The organism is Mycobacterium sp. SMC-4 (genome assembly GCF_050205565.1).
Classification (GTDB): Bacteria; Actinomycetota; Actinomycetes; order Mycobacteriales; family Mycobacteriaceae; genus Mycobacterium.
This window is the reverse complement of sequence record NZ_JBNMQU010000001.1, coordinates 115,006-131,239: the sequence shown is the minus strand read 5'-3', so window position 1 is coordinate 131,239 and position 16,234 is coordinate 115,006. Positions and strand designations below refer to the sequence as shown.

Below are 16,234 nucleotides of genomic sequence, written 5' to 3'. Positions count from 1 at the left end.
GCATGGACACCACCCTTTCCTACGACTTCGGCGCCATCGAGTACACGGTGCGCCAGGAGATCCACACCACCGCCGCCCGCTTCAACGCGGCGCTGGACGACCTGCGGGCGCAGATCGCGCCGCTGCAGGCGACCTGGACCCGCGAGGCCGCTGAGGCCTACCGGGTGGAGCAGGCCCGCTGGGAGCAGGCCGCTGCCGCACTGAACGAGATTCTCGTCAGTCTCGGCAACGCAGTCCGGGACGGCGCCGACGACGTCGCCGCCACCGATCGGCGCGCCGCCCGAGCCTGGGGTGCGTGACCGCACCCCACCAGAGTCTGCGCGGCTCCGGACCGGAGGGGAGCCGGCCGGGGCCGCGCAGTACCGCAAAACCTGAGCGGCGTCCAGAATTATGGCGCTGACCAGTGCAGATGAAGATTGCGAATGCGAGTTGTCAACGCGCAGCGACGGTTCGACGATGAAGACATGGACATCAGCGACTACGCGGCGTTCCTGCCGATCGAATACACCCGCGACATCACCGACCCGGAAGCGACGTGGTGGCCGTGGCGCGGCAACCGCGTGCACATCGCCCGCGCCGTGGTGCCCGATGCCGCAGCCCGCGTGATGGTGATCCACGGTGGCGGCGGATACAGCGGCGCGCTCTGGCCGCTGGCCGCCGTCGCCGCCGGCGAAGGCGTCGACGTGCTCGCGCCGGACCTGCCGCTCTACGGCGACACCGAGGTCGCCGACCCGGCCGGGATCCGCTACGACGACTGGGTCGAGCTGCTCTGCGAGTTGGTCCGCGCCGAACGCGCCGCCGACCCGCGCCCGCTGATCCTCTTCGGCGCCAGCATGGGCGGCATGCTGGCCTACGAAGTCGCCGCGCGCACCGGCGAGGCGGCCGCCGTGGTGGTCACCTGCCTGCTCGACATGACCGATCCCGCGGCGCGTGGCGCGGCAACCCGGATCGGGTGGCTGGGCCGACCCGCACCGGGTGTGCTGCGGGCGCTGCGCCCGGTGCTGGGCCGGGTGCGGGTACCGATCCCCTGGCTGGCCGATATGAACAACATGAGCCGAGACCCGAGGCTGTCGCGGCTGTGCGCCTCCGACCCCCGGGGCGGTGGCGTCAGCGTCCCGCTCGGCTTCCTGTCCAGCTGGATGGCGTTCCGGCACACCGCGGCCGAGTCCTACACCGCCGCCCCGGTGACGCTAGTGGCCCCCGCGGCCGACGCGTGGACCCCGCCGGAACTAAGCATTCGCCTCCTGCAACGGATTTCGGCACCCACGGACCTGGTCCTGCTGGAGAACTGCGGGCACTTCCCGATCGAGGAACCCGGACTGACCCAACTGCGCGACGCGATGCGCGCGCTCCTCAGCCAGGTGGTGGGGCCAGCTGGTTGACGACGCGGGTCAGCGCCGCGGCGTCGAATCCGTGCCGGGTCTGGACGCGGTGCAGCTGCGCGTCGAGGGTGTGCACCAGCGTGCGCGCGGTCAGCTCGGGGTCGTCGCCGCCGCGGTCGCAGCGCTTCAGGTGGAACGCCACCTCGTCACAGATGCGGTCCTCGAACGCCTGGAGCTCGGCCATCTCGTCGGCGCCCTGCGGCACCATCCGGTGCAACACCGCGTGCAGGCGCGGGCGGTCGCGGTGCAGATCGACGACGGCCTCGACCAGCATGCGCATCGCCACGTCGAACGGCGGGGCGTCGTCACGCAGCCGGTCGAACACCTCGGACAGCCGTCGGTCGGCGTCGCGGACATGCCGGGCCGCGACCGCGCGCAGCAGCGCGGTCTTGTCGGGGAAGTACTGGTACAGCGTCCCGATCGAAAGCCCGGCGCGGGCGGCGATGCGGTTGGAGGTGGCGTTCATCCCCTCGCGCGAGAAGACCTGGGCGGCGGCCTCCACCAGCGTCGCGACCGTCTCGCGGGACCGGCGCTGGCGCGGGGTTCGTCGGGGCTCGTCGATGGTCACAGTGTGAGCGTAGGTTGAGTGACGCACAACACATCGGCACAGAGCAGGAGATCCACCATGACCGTGTACGCCCGCCCCGGCACCGACGGCTCGCTGATGTCGTTCAAGGGCCGTTACGACAACTTCATCGGCGGACAGTGGGTACCCCCGGCGGCCGGACGCTACTTCGAGAACGCCACGCCGGTGACGGGGCAGCCGTTCTGTGAGGTCGCCCGCTCCGACGAGAACGACATGGAGAAGGCGCTCGACGCCGCGCACGCCGCCGCGCCGGCTTGGGGCAAGACCACCGCCGCCGAGCGTGCGGTGATCCTCAACAAGATCGCCGACCGCATCGAAGCCAACCTCGAATCGATCGCGCTGGCCGAGTCGTGGGACAACGGCAAGCCCATCCGCGAGACGCTCAACGCCGACATCCCGCTGGCTGTCGACCACTTCCGCTACTTCGCGGCGGCCATCCGCGCCCAGGAGGGCTCGATCAGCGAGATCGACGCCGACACCGTGGCCTACCACTTCCAGGAGCCGCTCGGTGTGGTCGGTCAGATCATCCCGTGGAACTTCCCGATCCTGATGGCCACCTGGAAGCTGGCACCCGCGCTGGCCGCCGGAAACGCGGTGGTACTCAAGCCGGCCGAGCAGACACCGGCGTCGATCCTTTATCTGATGGAGCTCATCGGTGATCTGTTGCCGGCCGGTGTGGTCAACGTGGTCAACGGGTTCGGGCTCGAAGCCGGCAAGCCGCTGGCGTCGAGCAACCGCATCGCGAAGATCGCGTTCACCGGCGAGACCTCGACCGGGCGGCTGATCATGCAGTACGCGTCGCAGAATCTGATCCCGGTCACCCTCGAGTTGGGCGGAAAGAGCCCGAACATCTTCTTCAACGACGTGCTCGCCGCGCACGACAGTTACCAGGACAAGGCGCTGGAAGGGTTCACGATGTTCGCCCTCAACCAGGGCGAGGTCTGCACCTGCCCGTCGCGGTCCCTGATCCAGGCCGACATCTTCGACGAGTTCCTGGCGCTGGCGGCCATCCGCACCAAGGCGGTCCGGCAGGGCGACCCGCTGGACTCCGAGACGATGATCGGCGCGCAGGCCTCCACCGACCAACTGGAGAAGATCCTGTCCTACATCGAGATCGGCAAGAACGAAGGCGCCCAGGTCGTCACCGGCGGTGAGCGCGCCGAACTCGGCGGAGACCTCAACGGCGGCTACTACGTCGCGCCGACGATCTTCACCGGCAACAACAAGATGCGGGTGTTCCAGGAGGAGATCTTCGGTCCGGTCGTGGCGGTCACGTCGTTCCGCGACTACGACGAGGCCATCAGCATCGCCAACGACACCCTCTACGGGCTCGGCGCCGGGGTCTGGTCCCGGGACGGCAACACCGCCTACCGCGCCGGCCGCGACATCAAGGCCGGCCGGGTGTGGACCAACTGCTATCACCAGTACCCGGCACATGCGGCGTTCGGCGGATACAAGCAGTCCGGCGTGGGTCGGGAGAACCACAAGATGATGCTCGACCACTACCAGCAAACCAAGAACCTGCTGGTCAGCTACAGCGACACGGCGCAGGGCTTCTTCTGATCGGGGGCAAGGACGCGTTTTGACCTGCATGGACGCGTGTAGGTAAGCTGCCTCGTTGGCGTGTGCTGCTAGCCGGAACCTCGGGTCCCTGCCGGTCGCCGAGGCATTTTCTTCGAAGTGCACGCCAGACCGGCCCCCGGATCACCGGGAACCACCCCATATAGAGAGGTATGCGCTGTGCCTACGTACACGCCGAAGGCGGGTGACACCACGCGCTCGTGGTACGTCATCGACGCCACCGACGTGGTGCTCGGCCGGCTCGCCGTAGCAGCTGCCACCCTGCTGCGCGGCAAGCACAAGCCGACATTCACGCCCAATGTCGACGGCGGTGACTTCGTCATCGTCATCAACGCAGACAAGGTTGCCATCAGCGGCGACAAGCTGCAGAACAAGTTCGCCTACCGTCACTCGGGGTATCCCGGCGGTCTGCGCAAGCGCAGCATCGGTGAGCTGATGGAGAAGCACCCCGATCGTGTGGTCGAGAAGGCCATCATCGGCATGCTGCCGAAGAACAAGCTCGGCCGTCAGGTGCAGAAGAAGCTGCGGGTGTACGCCGGTGCCGAGCACCCGCACACCGCCCAGCAGCCGATTCCGTACGAGATCAAGCAGGTGGCCCAGTGACTGAAGCCAACTACGCCGACGTCGACGAGACGGGCGCCGACACCGGAGCCGTCGAGACCGACACCGCCTACTCCCTCGAGCCGCAGGAACCCGTCCTGATCGACCGTCCGATCCAGACCGTCGGGCGCCGCAAGGAGGCCGTCGTCCGAGTCCGCCTGGTTCCGGGCACCGGACAGTTCAACCTCGACGGCCGGACCCTGGAGAACTACTTCCCGAACAAGGTGCACCAGCAGCTGATCAAGGCCCCGCTGGTGACCGTGGACCGGCTCGAGCAGTTCGACATCTACGCCCACCTCGACGGTGGCGGCCCGTCCGGGCAGGCCGGCGCGCTGCGTCTGGCCATCGCCCGTGCGCTGATCCTGGTGCAGCCGGAGGACCGGCCCGCACTGAAGAAGGCGGGCTTCCTGACCCGCGATCCGCGTGCCATCGAGCGCAAGAAGTACGGCCTCAAGAAGGCCCGCAAGGCACCTCAGTACAGCAAGCGCTGACCTACGTGTCACGGCGTGGCGCCCGGCATCCGCACTGCGGATGGCCGGGCGTCAGTCGTTTCCGGGCAGGTGTGTCCTGTCCCACATCAAAAATCTGCGACCTTGTGGTTAAGCCGGACATCCTCATGCCCAGGGGTGTCGGCGGCAAAGCTAATCAGTCCGGCTGACCGTCGTTGTCGTCCTCCGGCGAAGTGGTTGCATCTCGCGCGTCGACCTTGCCAGCCTCGAATGCGAAGCCCGGGCGTCCGTGGTGACGTCGGCAGGCCGCTTCTGCCCCCGAAGGCGAGTCAGTCATCTCGCCGATGCCGGGCCGAGGCTTCGTGACTGAAAAGGAGTTACTCGATGAGCTTTGTGAAGACCGCCGCAGCCGGCGCCCTCCTCGGTGGAGGCATGCTCTTCACCGCCGGTCTCGGTATGGCCGGCGCGCAACCCGCCGCGCCCACCCCGGACGGCCTGGTCGACATCGCCGTGGGCGACACGACCATCCTGCGCGGAGTGCCCGCCGACGCCGCAGCCGTGACCGCCGGTGCGCTGTGCGGCACCGCGCCCGAGGAAGTCGGGGCGCTCGCCCAGCAGGTCGACAGTGAGAGCGTCACCCAGACCGTGTGCGCCGGACTGCCCGGTGGCGACCTGGTGCTGACGCAGAACGTCAGCAGCACCCAGGAGCAGCCGAGCACCACCGGCGGCACCGAGCAGGGCACCACCGGGTCGTCGGACAACGGCACCGGTAGCGCCGAGAGCAGCGAGAGCACCGACGGCACCGGCGGTGCCGCCGAAGGCTCCGGAGCTGCCGAGGGCGAGACCACCTCGCCTGGCACCGACGGATAACTGATCCGAGCTCACCGCCCGTATCCACCGGATACGGGCGGTGAGTCGTTTCCGGTCCGGGCGGATGGGTATTCCTCGCTGCGGAACCGAAGGGAGTTGCGCATGCCTGAGCTCATGACACTGGTCAAAAGCGCCGCTGCGGGAACCGCGGTCGGCGGCCTCTTGTTCACCACCGGCCTGGTGGCCCACGCGCAGCCGGCGGACCCGCCGGCCGGCCCCGACGGTCTGGTGACCGTACTCGTCGGCGGCGTCGCCGCTGTTGACAGTGCGTCGCTCGAGGCCGCGGCCGCAACCGTGACCGAGGTCTGCGGCGGGGACCCGGCCGCGTTCGTCACGATGGCGCAGCAGGTCGACGTCGAAGGCGCGCAGATGACCGCCTGCACCGGCACCGCCGAGGGCGATGTGCTGATCGTGCAGAACGCGGCACAGGAGGCCGCCCCGGCTGAAGCGCCGCCCAGCGCCCCGGCCGAGATGGAGACCCCGCCGATCGCAGGTGAGGAAGAAGAGAGCGAGCCCGCCGACACTCCGCCCGTGCCGGGTGAAGGAGAGGCAGACGAGCCGTTCAACAGCCAGGGCTAGTTCCTGACCCTTCCCGTCACGGCGGCATATCGATCCGGCGACGGCACGATTTGCCAAACGATCGGTTAGGTGTGCCGCCGTTCGGTATGAGAAGTTGTCAGGATGGCTCGACTGTTCGGCACCGACGGGGTGCGTGGAGTCGCCAACCAGGACTTGACCGCCGAGTTGGCGATTGCGTTGGGGGCCGCCGCGGCCCAGCGCCTCAGTAGGACCGGTGGCTCACACCGCCGTGTCGCGGTGATCGGCCGGGATCCGCGTGCCAGCGGGGAGATGCTCGAAGCGGCGGTGATCGCCGGAGTGACCAGCGAGGGCGTCGACGCGCTGCGTGTCGGTGTCCTGCCGACGCCTGCGGTCGCGTACCTGACCAGCGCGTACGACGCCGACTTCGGCGTGATGATCTCGGCCTCGCACAACCCGATGCCCGACAACGGCATCAAGATCTTCGGGCCCGGCGGGCACAAGCTCGACGACGACACCGAGGACCGCATCGAGGAACTCGTCCACCAGGGCCCCGGCCAACGGCCCACAGGCGCCGGGATCGGTCGGGTCGTCTCCGCGGAGGACGCGCTGGAACGCTACCTCCGGCACGTGGGCAAGGCCGCCACGTCGCGCCTGGACCGGCTGACCGTGGTGGTCGACTGTGCGCACGGCGCGGCGTTCGATGCCGCTCCGAGGGCGTACCGCGCGGCCGGCGCCAACGTGATCCCGATCCATGCGGAGCCCGACGGACTCAACATCAACGACGGCTGCGGCTCCACCCATATGGAGGCGCTGCGCTCGGCGGTGGTCTCCTACGGCGCCGATCTCGGGCTCGCCCACGACGGGGACGCCGACCGCTGCCTGGCCGTCGACGCACACGGACGGATCGTGGACGGCGACGCGATCATGGTGGTCCTCGCGCTGGCGATGCAGGAGTCCGGTGAACTGACATCCGACACCTTGGTCACCACGGTGATGAGCAACATGGGGCTGCACCTGGCAATGCGCGGGGCCGACATCGACGTCCGCACCACAGGGGTGGGCGACCGCTATGTCCTCGAGGAGCTGCGCGCCGGCCGGTTCGCGCTGGGCGGGGAGCAGTCCGGTCACATCGTGCTGCCCGCATTCGGCACCACCGGCGACGGCATCGTCACCGGTCTGCGGTTGATGTCGCGGATGGCGCAGACCGGCAGCACCCTGGCTGAGCTTGCCGCGCCGATGCAGACGCTGCCTCAGGTGTTGATCAACGTGCAGGTCGCCGACAAGGCCACGGTGGCCGACGCCCCCTCCGTGCGCAACGCAGTGGCCGCCGTCGAGGCCGAACTCGGCGATACCGGACGGATCCTGCTGCGGCCTTCGGGAACCGAGCAGGTGGTGCGGGTCATGGTCGAGGCCGCCGATGAGGACACCGCGCGGCAGATGGCGGTGCGGGTCGCCGACTCGGTCAGCGCCGAGCGCTGAAACAGGCGGAACCGCCGGCCCGTCTCGGGCGTCCTAACAGATATGGGGACAACCGGCGCCGCGCATGTCGATGCCGCGGCCGTGCGCGCTGCCGCACGCGAATACGACGCGGCCTCAGCGCTGATCGACGCCGCGGTGCGAAACCATGTGAGCGCGTTGGCTTTCGGTGGTGCCACCGCAGGCCGTGCCTACCTGGCTCACGGTGATGCGCTGTGCCGCGCGGTCGACAATGTGGCGACGGGCCTGCGGCAGTGGTCTCGCGCTGCAGCAGAAATCGCAGCGGCGTTGCATGCCTGCGCCGACCGTTACCGGGACGCCGACCTGCGCGCCGCCGATCGGGTCGGGTAGATGCCCGAGAACCGGGACGTCGCAACACGATCGGCAGAAGCGCGGCCCGCGATCGAGAATCTCCAGCAGTATGTGTGGGCAGCTCATCAGGTCGGGTACAGCCATGGCGACCTGACCGTGCACGCGGGCCAGGTGCGCGACTGGTACAGCAGCGAGGACGGAATGGATCTCGAGGTCCTCGCCGGCGATGCGGCCGCCCTCGAGGCCATCGCCGCAGCCTGCCACCAGGCGCTGGAACTTCAGCAACGCCAGATCACAGCACTGTCCACGGCGTGGACCGGTCCTGGCGCCGAGGCGTGTCAGCAGTTCCTGCGCCGCCACGGCGATACTTCCGCAGCCGTGGCGACGGCCGTCGGTTCGGCGGCCGCCGCCCTGGCCGATGCGGTCGATCGCCTCTGGCAGCTTGTCGACGCCAAGGCGGGTGCGGTGATCGACATCGACGGCGCAACCGCGGCCAGTCGTGACCAATGGTTGTCCGCCGCGGCGACACTGACGACCGGTGCCGGAGACCGCGCGGTCGCCGCCGAAGTGGTCGAGCATTCGGTGAAACCGTTCGTGGAGAACGTGATCCAGACCGGGTGGCTGACGACGATGCGCGACACGATCGCCGCGGTCAGCGAGACCTACCGGACCGCCACGGCGGAAGTGAATTCCGGGACGGTGCCCGATTTCGCCGTGCCCGTCGAGCTGGGCCCCACCCCTGCGGTCGCCTGCGTCGAGGACCGCGCCTGCACCGCTCCGGCGGGGGAGCGCAGCGTCGCTGCGGCGCCGTCACCCGCGGCGTCGGCAGCGGTAGCACCCGCGGCGCCGGCAGCGGTGGCACCCGCGCCGGTCGTCCCGGCTGCCGCCGCACCAGGCGTCGCACCGGCTCCCGCACCAGCCGCCGCACCGGCCGTCGCACCGGCTCCCGCTCCGCCGCCGGCTCCCGCGCCGCCGGTCGCTCCGAGCCCGCTGGGAGCACCCGGCGGGGACATGGGCGGCGGACTGTCGGGTCTGGGCCAGCAGTTCTCCGATACTCTGCGGGGCCTGCTGGGCGGCGGCGCCGACGGCTTCGAGCCGCCCGACCTGGATCCCCCCGAACTCGAGAAACCGGGATTGGAGGAGCCTGAACTCGAGGACACCGAGAGCGACGACCCTTTAGAAGACCCGGTCGAAGAGGACCCTGACGACGAGAACCTCGATAGCGAAGTCACCGAGAGCCAGGTGACGGTGCCCGCCGAAGACGAGGTCGAGCCGCCAGTCGATGACTGCGCGCCCCCGGCTGCGACGCCGCCACCGGAGCCGGCGCCCGCTCCGGTCGTCGAGCCTCTGCCGCCACCGCCCGCCGCGCCAGTAGTCGCGGAGCAGACGCCGTGTGAGATCGCCGAAGGCGAGGTACCGCAGGTCGGCGAACAGCCGGCTACTAGCCGCGCGCCAGATGCCGGCTGATCACCAGACGCTGAATCTGGTTGGTGCCCTCGAAGATCTGCATGATCTTGGCTTCCCGCATGTATCGCTCCACGCGGTAGTCCCGGGTGTAGCCGGCCCCGCCGAGGACCTGCACGGCGTCGGTGGTGACCTTCATTGCAGCGTCGGTCGCCGTCAGCTTGGCCACCGACGCGTGCCGCGAGTAGGCCAGGCCGGCATCGCGCCGGCGCGCCGCGTCCAGGTAGGTGGCCCGGGCGGAGTCGACGGCAGCGGCCATGTCGGCCAGCAGGAACGCCAGGCCTTGGTGGTCGATGATCTTGCGGCCGAACGTGGTTCGCTCCTGGCTGTAGGCCACGGCCTCGTCGAGCGCGGCCTGCGCCAGGCCGACGGCGACCGCGGCGATGCCGAGCCGACCGGAGTCCAGTGCGCTGAACGCGATCTGCAGGCCCTGTCCCTCACTGCCGATGCGGCGTTCGGCGTCGACGATCGCGTTGTCGTAGTGCGCGGTGGTGGTCGGCACGGCGTGCAGACCCATCTTCTCCTCGGGTTTGCCGAAGGTCAGGCCGGGGGTGTCGCGGGGGACGAGGAAGCACGAAATACCCTGCGAGCCTTCGCCGGTGCGGGCGAACAGGTTGTAGAAGTCGGCGATTCCGCCGTGGGTGATCCAGGCCTTGGCGCCGTTGATGCGATAGCCGCCGTCGGCCGGTGTGGCTTTGCATGCCAGCGCCGCGGCATCGGAGCCGGCTTGCGGTTCGGACAGGCTGTAGGCCCCGATGGTCGATCCGCCGAGCATCTCGGGCAGCCAGCGTCGGCGCTGCTCGTCGGTGCCGAAGCTCATCAGGGGGTGGCACGACAGGCTGTGCACGCTGACCGCGACCGCGACGGCGGCCCACCGCGCGGCGATCTCCTCGAGAACTTGCAGGTACACCTCATATGGCTGACCGCCCCCGCCCCACTCCTCGGGGTAGGGCAGGCTCAGCAGCCCCGCCTCGGCGAGCGTGCCGAACACGCCGTCGGGATAGGTCTCGTCCTTCTCGTGCCGGTCGACGATCGGGGCAAGGACCTTGTCGGAGATGTCGCGAGCAAGACCGACGAGGTCATGGGCATCGTCGCTGGGCAGCAGTCGCTCAACAGCCATACTCGGGACAGTACTACAGGACGTCTCCCAGTACTATTGCGGTCATGGCCAGGACCGCGTTCGCCACCCGCCGCCGCATCGAGCTCTTCGATGCGCTGGTGGAGCTGTTCCTGGCCGACGGCTTCGCGCACCTGACCCTCGACGACATCGCAGCCCGGCTGCGGTGCTCGAAGTCGACCCTGTACACGCTCGCGGCCAGCAAGGAGCAGCTCGTGCAGGCGGCGACGGTGCACTTCTTCCGGACCGCGACCGAATACGTCGAAACCCAGGTCGGCACCTCGGTCGGTGCCCGTGAACGCATCACGGCGTACCTGACGGCCGTGGGCGCCGCGCTCGACCGCGCGTCGGATCAGTTCATGGCCGACCTCGACGCGTTCGCTCCGGCCCGGGAGATCTACGAGCGCAACACCCGCATCGCCGCGCGGCGAGTGCAGGAACTGATCGCCGACGGGGTGGCCGCCGGCGACTTCCGTGACGTGCACGCCGCATTCGCCGCCGATCTCGCCGCGACCGCCATGGTCCGCATCCAGCAGCGCGTGGTCCGGGACAACACCGGGCTCGACGACGCGGCCGCCTACCGGGAACTCGCCGCGATCCTCACCGGCGGTATCCAGGCCTGAGCGGTCAGGGCAACAGGTTCTGCAACTGCTCGACGAAACGCACACGCTCGGCGGCGTCGACACCCATCGGATGCACCAGCAACGTCGTCACCCCGGCCTCGGCGAACGCCGAGAGCCGCTCTGCAACATAGGATTTCGGCCCCACCAGAGACACCTTGCGGACCAGCTCGTCGGGCACCGCGTCGATGGCCTCTGACTTCTTGCCCGCCAGATAGAGGTCCTGGATGTGGTCGGCGATGTCGCCGAAGCCGTACCGGGTGGCCAGGGTGTGGTAGAAATTGCGGCCGCGCGCACCCATGCCGCCGATGTAGAGCGCCAATTGCGGTTTGGCCCAGGCCAATCGATCCTCGACGTCGTCGCCGATGGCCAACGTGGCGTTGACCATCACGTCCAGCGGCCCCAATTCCGGGGAGCGCTTGGCCGCGCCGGCGCGCAGCGCATCGCCCCACACCTGCCCGGCCTTCTCCGGGTAGAAGAACACCGGCTGCCAGCCCTCGGCGATCTCGGCGGTCAACTCGACGTTCTTCGGTCCCAGCGCCGCGATGGTGATCGGGATACGTTCGCGCACAGGATGGTTGATCAGCTTGAGCGGCTTGCCCAGGCCGGTGCCGCGGTCGGCGGGCAGCGGCAGTTGGTAGTGCTTGCCGGCATAGCTCGACCGCTCGCGGCGCCACACCTGCCGGCAGATCTCGACGACCTCGCGGGTGCGGCCCAGCGGCGCGTCGAACGGGAGGCCGTGGAAGCCTTCGATCACCTGCGGGCCGGAGGTGCCCAGCCCGAGCCGGAACCGACCGCCGGACACGTAGTCCACCCCGGCGGCCGTCATCGCCATCAGCGCCGGCGTGCGGGTGTAGATCGGAACGACGCCGGTGCCCAGCTCGATCCGTGAGGTGCGCGCGGCCAGGAAGCCGAGCTGACTGATCGCGTCGTACGAGTAGGCCTCGGCGACCAATGCGATGTCCACGCCCAGCTTCTCGACCTCGACGACTTCGTCGACAGCTTCGAGGAAGCCGTCGGCGTAGCCGAGGAAGATTCCGGTTCTCATCAGGGCTTCAACAAGGCGACGACCTTGTTCTCCAGGTCGACGGGGTCGTCGGCGAACGGGTCCATCACCGAGGCCTTGGGCAGGTCGACGTCGGCGTCGGCGAAGTCCTTGTAGGTCTTGTCGCCGGCGAGCATGAACAGCAGATAGCCGCTGAGCAGCGCACGCACAGTGCGCTGGGTCTTCTTGTCGGCGCTGGGCAGGCCGACCACCGCGGCCAGGCGCCGTCCTTCGACCAGTCCGCCGGCTTCCAGCCTGCGGGTCGAGCGCAGGGTCGCTGTCTTCCACGCGCGGGCCAGCTCGGTGGCGTTGGAGCGCAGCGACATCGGATCACCCGGATCGGCCAGAATCACGCCCGGCACCGTCAACGACGAGGCCGGCTGCACCGCGGGCGGGCTGGTGACCGTCGGGTACGCGGCGAAGACGGCCCTGATCCGGTCGGGCATCCCCGCCGCGGCGAACACCGCCGCCGACGCGCCGAAACCGTGTCCGGCCACACCGAGCTTGCCCGGGTGCACGCTGATGTCGCCGCTGCCCAGCCGCACTCCGGTGATGATGTCGAGCACCGTGCCCAGGTCGTAAGCCAGGTTCAGCACCGACGGCGCCAGCCCGGTCTCCGTCTTGGGCGCGGCGGCGACGATTCCCCAGGACGCGAGGTGATCGAGAGTGCCGTGATAGCGGTCGGTGGATGTGATCCAATCGTGGCCGAACGCCACGCCGGGCAGATTCTTGCCTTCGGCCGGGGTGTAGACCACCCCGGGAACGCCGGCAAAGGCCAGGTCACCCCGCAGAACGCGATGCGGGCCACGACGCGTCAACGCGGCATAGAGCTTCTTCGTGCGGGCCACCCGAAGACCGTAACCCACCGGGTGGAATGGATGCCCTGCCGTACCCTGGGAGCCTATGTGCGGAATCGTCGGCTACGTCGGGCACCGGGGTGCTTGCGACATCGTCGTCGACGCGCTGCGCCGCATGGAGTACCGGGGTTACGACTCGGCCGGTGTTGCGTTGCTCGACGGCCGCGGAGGTCTGACCGTCAGTCGCCGGGCAGGACGGCTGGCCAACCTGGAAGCTGCCCTTGCCGAGGCGGGGGCGGGGAGTCTGACCGGGTCTGCCGGCCTGGGGCACACGCGGTGGGCCACCCATGGCCGTCCCACCGACCGCAACGCGCACCCGCACCGGGACGCCGAGGGCAAGGTGGCGGTGGTCCACAACGGCATCATCGAGAACTTCGCCGCCCTGCGCGCCGAGCTGGAGAACGCCGGGGTGGAATTCTCCAGCGACACCGACACCGAGGTCGCGGTCCATCTGGTGGCCCGCGAGTACGCCGCCGGCGACCATGCTGGTGACTTCCCGGCCGCGGTGTTGGCGGTGCTGCGGCGCCTGGAAGGCCACTTCACGCTGGTGTTCGCCCACGCTGATGAGCCCGGCACGATCGTCGCCGCGCGACGCAGCACCCCACTGGTGCTCGGCGTCGGGGACGGCGAGATGTTCGTCGGCTCGGATGTCGCCGCGTTCATCGAACACACCCGCGACGCCGTCGAGTTGGGCCAGAACCAGGCGGTGGTGGTCCACGCCGACGGGTACCGGATCACCGACTTCGAGGGCAACGTCGCCGTGCCGGGCACGGATTACCGGACCTTCCACATCGACTGGGACGTCTCGGCCGCCGAGAAGGGCGGCTACGAGTACTTCATGCTCAAAGAGATCGCCGAGCAGCCCGCCGCGGTGTCGGACACGCTGTTGGGGCATTTCGCCGACAACCGCATCGTGCTCGATGAGCAGCGGCTCTCCGATCAGGAGCTGCGCGAGATCGACAAGGTCTTCGTCGTGGCCTGCGGCACGGCGTATCACTCCGGCATGTTGGCCAAGTACGCCATCGAGCACTGGACGCGGCTGCCCGTCGAGGTCGAACTGGCCAGCGAATTCCGTTATCGCGACCCGGTTTTGGACAGTCATACGCTGGTGGTGGCCATCTCGCAGTCCGGCGAGACCGCCGACACGCTCGAAGCGGTCCGCCATGCCAAGGACCAGAAGGCCAAGGTGCTGGCGGTGTGCAACACCAACGGCAGCCAGATTCCGCGCGAATGCGACGCGGTCCTCTACACCCGCGCCGGCCCGGAGATCGGGGTCGCCTCGACCAAGACGTTCCTGGCGCAGATCGCCGCGAATTACCTTGTCGGGCTTGCTCTTGCCCAGGCGCGTGGCACCAAGTACCCCGACGAGGTGGCCCGCGAATACCACGACCTGGAGGCCATGCCGGACCTGATCGCGCGCGTCATCGCGACCGCCGATCCGGTCCAGGATCTGGCGCACCGGTTCGCCGCGTCGCCGACGGTGTTGTTCCTCGGACGCCACGTCGGCTACCCGGTGGCGTTGGAGGGCGCACTCAAGCTCAAAGAGCTCGCCTACATGCACGCCGAGGGTTTCGCCGCCGGGGAACTCAAGCACGGCCCGATCGCGCTGATCGAGGACGACCTGCCGGTGATCGTGGTGATGCCGTCACCGAAGAACGCCGCGGTGCTGCACGCCAAGCTGCTCAGCAACATCCGGGAGATCCAGGCGCGCGGCGCGATCACCATCGTCATCGCCGAGGAGGGCGACGAGACGGTGCGTCCCTATGCTGACCACCTGATCGAGATCCCTGCGGTCTCGACGCTCTTCCAGCCGCTGCTGTCGACCATTCCGCTGCAGTTCTTCGCCGCCGGGGTGGCCCAGGCCCGCGGCTATGACGTCGACAAGCCGCGCAACCTCGCCAAGTCGGTCACCGTCGAGTAGTGGCGGGCCAGCTGGGCCGGTTCGTCGACGGCCGGCGGGAACATTATCTCGCCGCGTACCGGGCGGGCATGGCCGAACTGCCCGCCTTCGACGCCGAGTCCGACGTCTCCACCTCCTACGGTACGGTGCACACGTATCACTTTGCCGCCCAGCATGATTCGACACCGGTGGTGTTGCTGCCCGGTCGCAACGCGGCGACCCCGATGTGGTGCGCCAACCTCGCCGGGCTGACAGCGCGGCGCAGCGTCTACTGCCTGGACCTGCTCGGCGAAGCCGGTCTGAGCGTGCAGACCCGGCCGATCACCGACGCCCACGATCAAGCGCGGTGGCTCGAGGAGACGCTGGCAGGTCTGGGTCTTCAGCGCGTGCACCTGATGGGGGTGTCGATCGGCGGGTGGGCCGCGGCCAACCATGCGGTGCGTTTCCCGGACCGGGTGGCCTCGCTGGCGCTGCTGGAGCCGGTGTTCACGTTCGCCCCGATCCCGCTGCGCACGCTGGCGGCCTCGGCGCTGCTGACGTTGCCCGGTGTGCCCGTGCGTTTGCGTCGGTGGTTTCTGAGTTGGTTGTCCGGAGGTGTCGACCTCGAAGTCGCGCTACCCGAGGCGCGGCTCATCGACGCGGCGATGACCGACTTCGCGCTGCGCCTGCCTGCGCCGAGTCGGATCACCGACGATCAGTTGCGGTCACTGACCATGCCGGTGCTGGCCTTCCTCGGCGGGCGCAGCGTCATGCTCGATGCGCGCAAGGCTGCCCGACATGCCCGGGACACGGTGCCCGCGGTCCAGGTGGAGGTGTTCCCCGAGGCCTCCCATGCCGTCAACGGCGAGTTTGCCGAGGAGATCGAACGCCAGGTCCTTCCGTTCTGGGACGCGGCGGACCCGCTGAACTCGGGAATGTAACGCGCCTGGTTGTGCGTTCGATAAGAAAACTATAAGAGCCATGGCAGCAATGGTTGCCGCTGTCGTGGTTTCGGAGGGCCGGGCCGAATCGCGCCCGTTGCCGCGCGAAGGTCGGGAATCGGAAATGAACCACGATGGACACAGGCGCAGTGGACGCTGCACTATCAGCCCGCGCAACGACGGAGCGGCGCTGGTGCTGCAGGTCGCCGGGGATCTGGATGTGCTGACCGCACCCACCCTCGCCACCCACCTCGATGTCGCCCTCGCCGGCGGCGCCACTGTGCTGATCGTCGATCTTTCCGACGTCGAGTTCCTGTCTTCGGCCGGAATCAGCGTCCTCGTCGAGACACACCGTCTCACCGCGCCTGCGGGAGTGTCCCTACGCGTGGTCGCCGAGGGGCCCGCGACCAGTCGTCCGATGCGGTTGATGTGCGTCGACCAGATCATCGATCTGTATCCGACGCTGGAGGACGCCCGGAAGGGCCGGCAGGCGACGGCCTGAGCTCTCCGACATC

Annotated in this window: 18 protein-coding genes; 14 read left to right on the top strand and 4 right to left on the bottom strand. The window is 69.0% G+C overall.

The annotated features are described in order from the left end of the window. Positions 1 to 2: 2 nt before the first annotated feature. Positions 3 to 299 (top strand): WXG100 family type VII secretion target, encoded by a 297-nt coding sequence (locus tag ACQI46_RS00600; protein ID WP_427092015.1) that lies wholly within the window; start codon positions 3 to 5, stop codon positions 297 to 299. 165 nt (positions 300 to 464) lie between these two features. Further along, positions 465 to 1,382, top strand: coding sequence for an alpha/beta hydrolase (locus ACQI46_RS00595; RefSeq protein ID WP_427092759.1), 918 nt, complete (start codon positions 465 to 467; stop codon positions 1,380 to 1,382). Here the strand turns inward: ACQI46_RS00595 and ACQI46_RS00590 are convergent. Further along, positions 1,354 to 1,944 (bottom strand): TetR/AcrR family transcriptional regulator, encoded by a 591-nt coding sequence (locus ACQI46_RS00590; protein WP_427092758.1) that lies wholly within the window; start codon positions 1,942 to 1,944, stop codon positions 1,354 to 1,356. The genes ACQI46_RS00595 and ACQI46_RS00590 overlap by 29 nt on opposite strands. A gap of 63 nt (positions 1,945 to 2,007) precedes the next feature. On the opposite strand from ACQI46_RS00590, the gene adh reads away from it, so the two are divergent. From adh to ACQI46_RS00550, 8 genes are all read left to right on the top strand, one after another. Further along, positions 2,008 to 3,531, top strand: a complete 1,524-nt coding sequence (adh, locus tag ACQI46_RS00585; RefSeq protein ID WP_427092014.1) for an aldehyde dehydrogenase — start codon at positions 2,008 to 2,010, stop codon at positions 3,529 to 3,531. A gap of 177 nt (positions 3,532 to 3,708) precedes the next feature. Next, complete coding sequence (gene rplM, locus ACQI46_RS00580; protein WP_427092013.1) at positions 3,709 to 4,152, top strand: 50S ribosomal protein L13; 444 nt, start codon at positions 3,709 to 3,711, stop codon at positions 4,150 to 4,152. 95 nt (positions 4,153 to 4,247) lie between these two features. Then, a complete protein-coding gene (gene rpsI, locus ACQI46_RS00575) occupies positions 4,248 to 4,640 on the top strand; it encodes a 30S ribosomal protein S9 (RefSeq protein WP_427092757.1) in 393 nt (130 codons plus the stop codon). A 342-nt stretch (positions 4,641 to 4,982) separates the two neighbouring features. Further along, positions 4,983 to 5,468: a hypothetical protein gene (locus tag ACQI46_RS00570; protein ID WP_427092012.1), complete on the top strand. Its 486-nt coding sequence runs from the start codon at positions 4,983 to 4,985 to the stop codon at positions 5,466 to 5,468. A 102-nt stretch (positions 5,469 to 5,570) separates the two neighbouring features. After that, positions 5,571 to 6,047 (top strand): hypothetical protein, encoded by a 477-nt coding sequence (locus ACQI46_RS00565; protein WP_427092011.1) that lies wholly within the window; start codon positions 5,571 to 5,573, stop codon positions 6,045 to 6,047. Positions 6,048 to 6,149: 102 nt separating this feature from the next. Then, positions 6,150 to 7,487, top strand: coding sequence for a phosphoglucosamine mutase (gene glmM, locus ACQI46_RS00560; RefSeq protein WP_427092010.1), 1,338 nt, complete (start codon positions 6,150 to 6,152; stop codon positions 7,485 to 7,487). A 42-nt stretch (positions 7,488 to 7,529) separates the two neighbouring features. After that, on the top strand, positions 7,530 to 7,835 hold the full coding sequence (locus ACQI46_RS00555; protein WP_427092009.1) for a type VII secretion target: 306 nt from the start codon (positions 7,530 to 7,532) through the stop codon (positions 7,833 to 7,835). Continuing rightward, positions 7,836 to 9,263: a hypothetical protein gene (locus tag ACQI46_RS00550; protein ID WP_427092008.1), complete on the top strand. Its 1,428-nt coding sequence runs from the start codon at positions 7,836 to 7,838 to the stop codon at positions 9,261 to 9,263. It begins immediately after the preceding gene. On the opposite strand, the gene ACQI46_RS00545 is transcribed toward ACQI46_RS00550, so the two are convergent. Further along, positions 9,238 to 10,380, bottom strand: coding sequence for an acyl-CoA dehydrogenase family protein (locus ACQI46_RS00545; RefSeq protein WP_427092007.1), 1,143 nt, complete (start codon positions 10,378 to 10,380; stop codon positions 9,238 to 9,240). The genes ACQI46_RS00550 and ACQI46_RS00545 overlap by 26 nt on opposite strands. 44 nt (positions 10,381 to 10,424) lie before the next feature. Here ACQI46_RS00545 and ACQI46_RS00540 point away from each other — a divergent pair, with 44 nt between their 5' ends. Continuing rightward, positions 10,425 to 11,000, top strand: a complete 576-nt coding sequence (locus ACQI46_RS00540; RefSeq protein ID WP_427092006.1) for a TetR/AcrR family transcriptional regulator — start codon at positions 10,425 to 10,427, stop codon at positions 10,998 to 11,000. Between the two features lie 4 nt (positions 11,001 to 11,004). Here ACQI46_RS00540 and ACQI46_RS00535 read toward each other — a convergent pair whose 3' ends face one another. Both ACQI46_RS00535 and ACQI46_RS00530 read right to left on the bottom strand, forming a co-directional pair. Further along, positions 11,005 to 12,045, bottom strand: a complete 1,041-nt coding sequence (locus tag ACQI46_RS00535; RefSeq protein WP_427092005.1) for an LLM class F420-dependent oxidoreductase — start codon at positions 12,043 to 12,045, stop codon at positions 11,005 to 11,007. After that, positions 12,045 to 12,890, bottom strand: a complete 846-nt coding sequence (locus ACQI46_RS00530; RefSeq protein WP_427092004.1) for a hypothetical protein — start codon at positions 12,888 to 12,890, stop codon at positions 12,045 to 12,047. The genes ACQI46_RS00535 and ACQI46_RS00530 overlap by 1 nt, the downstream gene beginning before the upstream one ends. Before the next feature lie 55 nt (positions 12,891 to 12,945). Here ACQI46_RS00530 and glmS point away from each other — a divergent pair, with 55 nt between their 5' ends. The 3 genes from glmS to ACQI46_RS00515 are packed head-to-tail and all read left to right on the top strand — an operon-like array spanning position 12,946 to position 16,221. After that, the gene (gene glmS, locus ACQI46_RS00525; RefSeq protein ID WP_427092003.1) at positions 12,946 to 14,820 is read left to right on the top strand and encodes a glutamine--fructose-6-phosphate transaminase (isomerizing); all 1,875 of its coding nucleotides are present in this window, start codon (positions 12,946 to 12,948) and stop codon (positions 14,818 to 14,820) included. Further along, the gene (locus ACQI46_RS00520; RefSeq protein WP_427092002.1) at positions 14,820 to 15,719 is read left to right on the top strand and encodes an alpha/beta fold hydrolase; all 900 of its coding nucleotides are present in this window, start codon (positions 14,820 to 14,822) and stop codon (positions 15,717 to 15,719) included. Before glmS ends, ACQI46_RS00520 begins: the two co-directional genes overlap by 1 nt. A 40-nt stretch (positions 15,720 to 15,759) precedes the next feature. Then, on the top strand, positions 15,760 to 16,221 hold the full coding sequence (locus ACQI46_RS00515; RefSeq protein ID WP_427092001.1) for an STAS domain-containing protein: 462 nt from the start codon (positions 15,760 to 15,762) through the stop codon (positions 16,219 to 16,221). The last annotated feature ends 13 nt before the right edge of the window (positions 16,222 to 16,234 follow it).

Bases quoted from the DNA above. Each gene is read 5' to 3' on its own strand.
- ACQI46_RS00600 (WP_427092015.1), top strand. From the start codon at position 3: ATGGACACCACCCTTTCCTACGACTTCGGCGCCATCGAGTACACGGTG.
- ACQI46_RS00595 (WP_427092759.1), top strand. From the start codon at position 465: ATGGACATCAGCGACTACGCGGCGTTCCTGCCGATCGAATACACCCGC.
- adh (WP_427092014.1), top strand. From the start codon at position 2,008: ATGACCGTGTACGCCCGCCCCGGCACCGACGGCTCGCTGATGTCGTTC.
- ACQI46_RS00570 (WP_427092012.1), top strand. From the start codon at position 4,983: ATGAGCTTTGTGAAGACCGCCGCAGCCGGCGCCCTCCTCGGTGGAGGC.
- ACQI46_RS00565 (WP_427092011.1), top strand. From the start codon at position 5,571: ATGCCTGAGCTCATGACACTGGTCAAAAGCGCCGCTGCGGGAACCGCG.
- glmM (WP_427092010.1), top strand. From the start codon at position 6,150: ATGGCTCGACTGTTCGGCACCGACGGGGTGCGTGGAGTCGCCAACCAG.
- ACQI46_RS00555 (WP_427092009.1), top strand. From the start codon at position 7,530: ATGGGGACAACCGGCGCCGCGCATGTCGATGCCGCGGCCGTGCGCGCT.
- ACQI46_RS00550 (WP_427092008.1), top strand. From the start codon at position 7,836: ATGCCCGAGAACCGGGACGTCGCAACACGATCGGCAGAAGCGCGGCCC.
- ACQI46_RS00545 (WP_427092007.1), bottom strand. From the start codon at position 10,380: ATGGCTGTTGAGCGACTGCTGCCCAGCGACGATGCCCATGACCTCGTC.
- ACQI46_RS00540 (WP_427092006.1), top strand. From the start codon at position 10,425: ATGGCCAGGACCGCGTTCGCCACCCGCCGCCGCATCGAGCTCTTCGAT.
- ACQI46_RS00535 (WP_427092005.1), bottom strand. From the start codon at position 12,045: ATGAGAACCGGAATCTTCCTCGGCTACGCCGACGGCTTCCTCGAAGCT.
- glmS (WP_427092003.1), top strand. From the start codon at position 12,946: ATGTGCGGAATCGTCGGCTACGTCGGGCACCGGGGTGCTTGCGACATC.
- ACQI46_RS00515 (WP_427092001.1), top strand. From the start codon at position 15,760: ATGGCAGCAATGGTTGCCGCTGTCGTGGTTTCGGAGGGCCGGGCCGAA.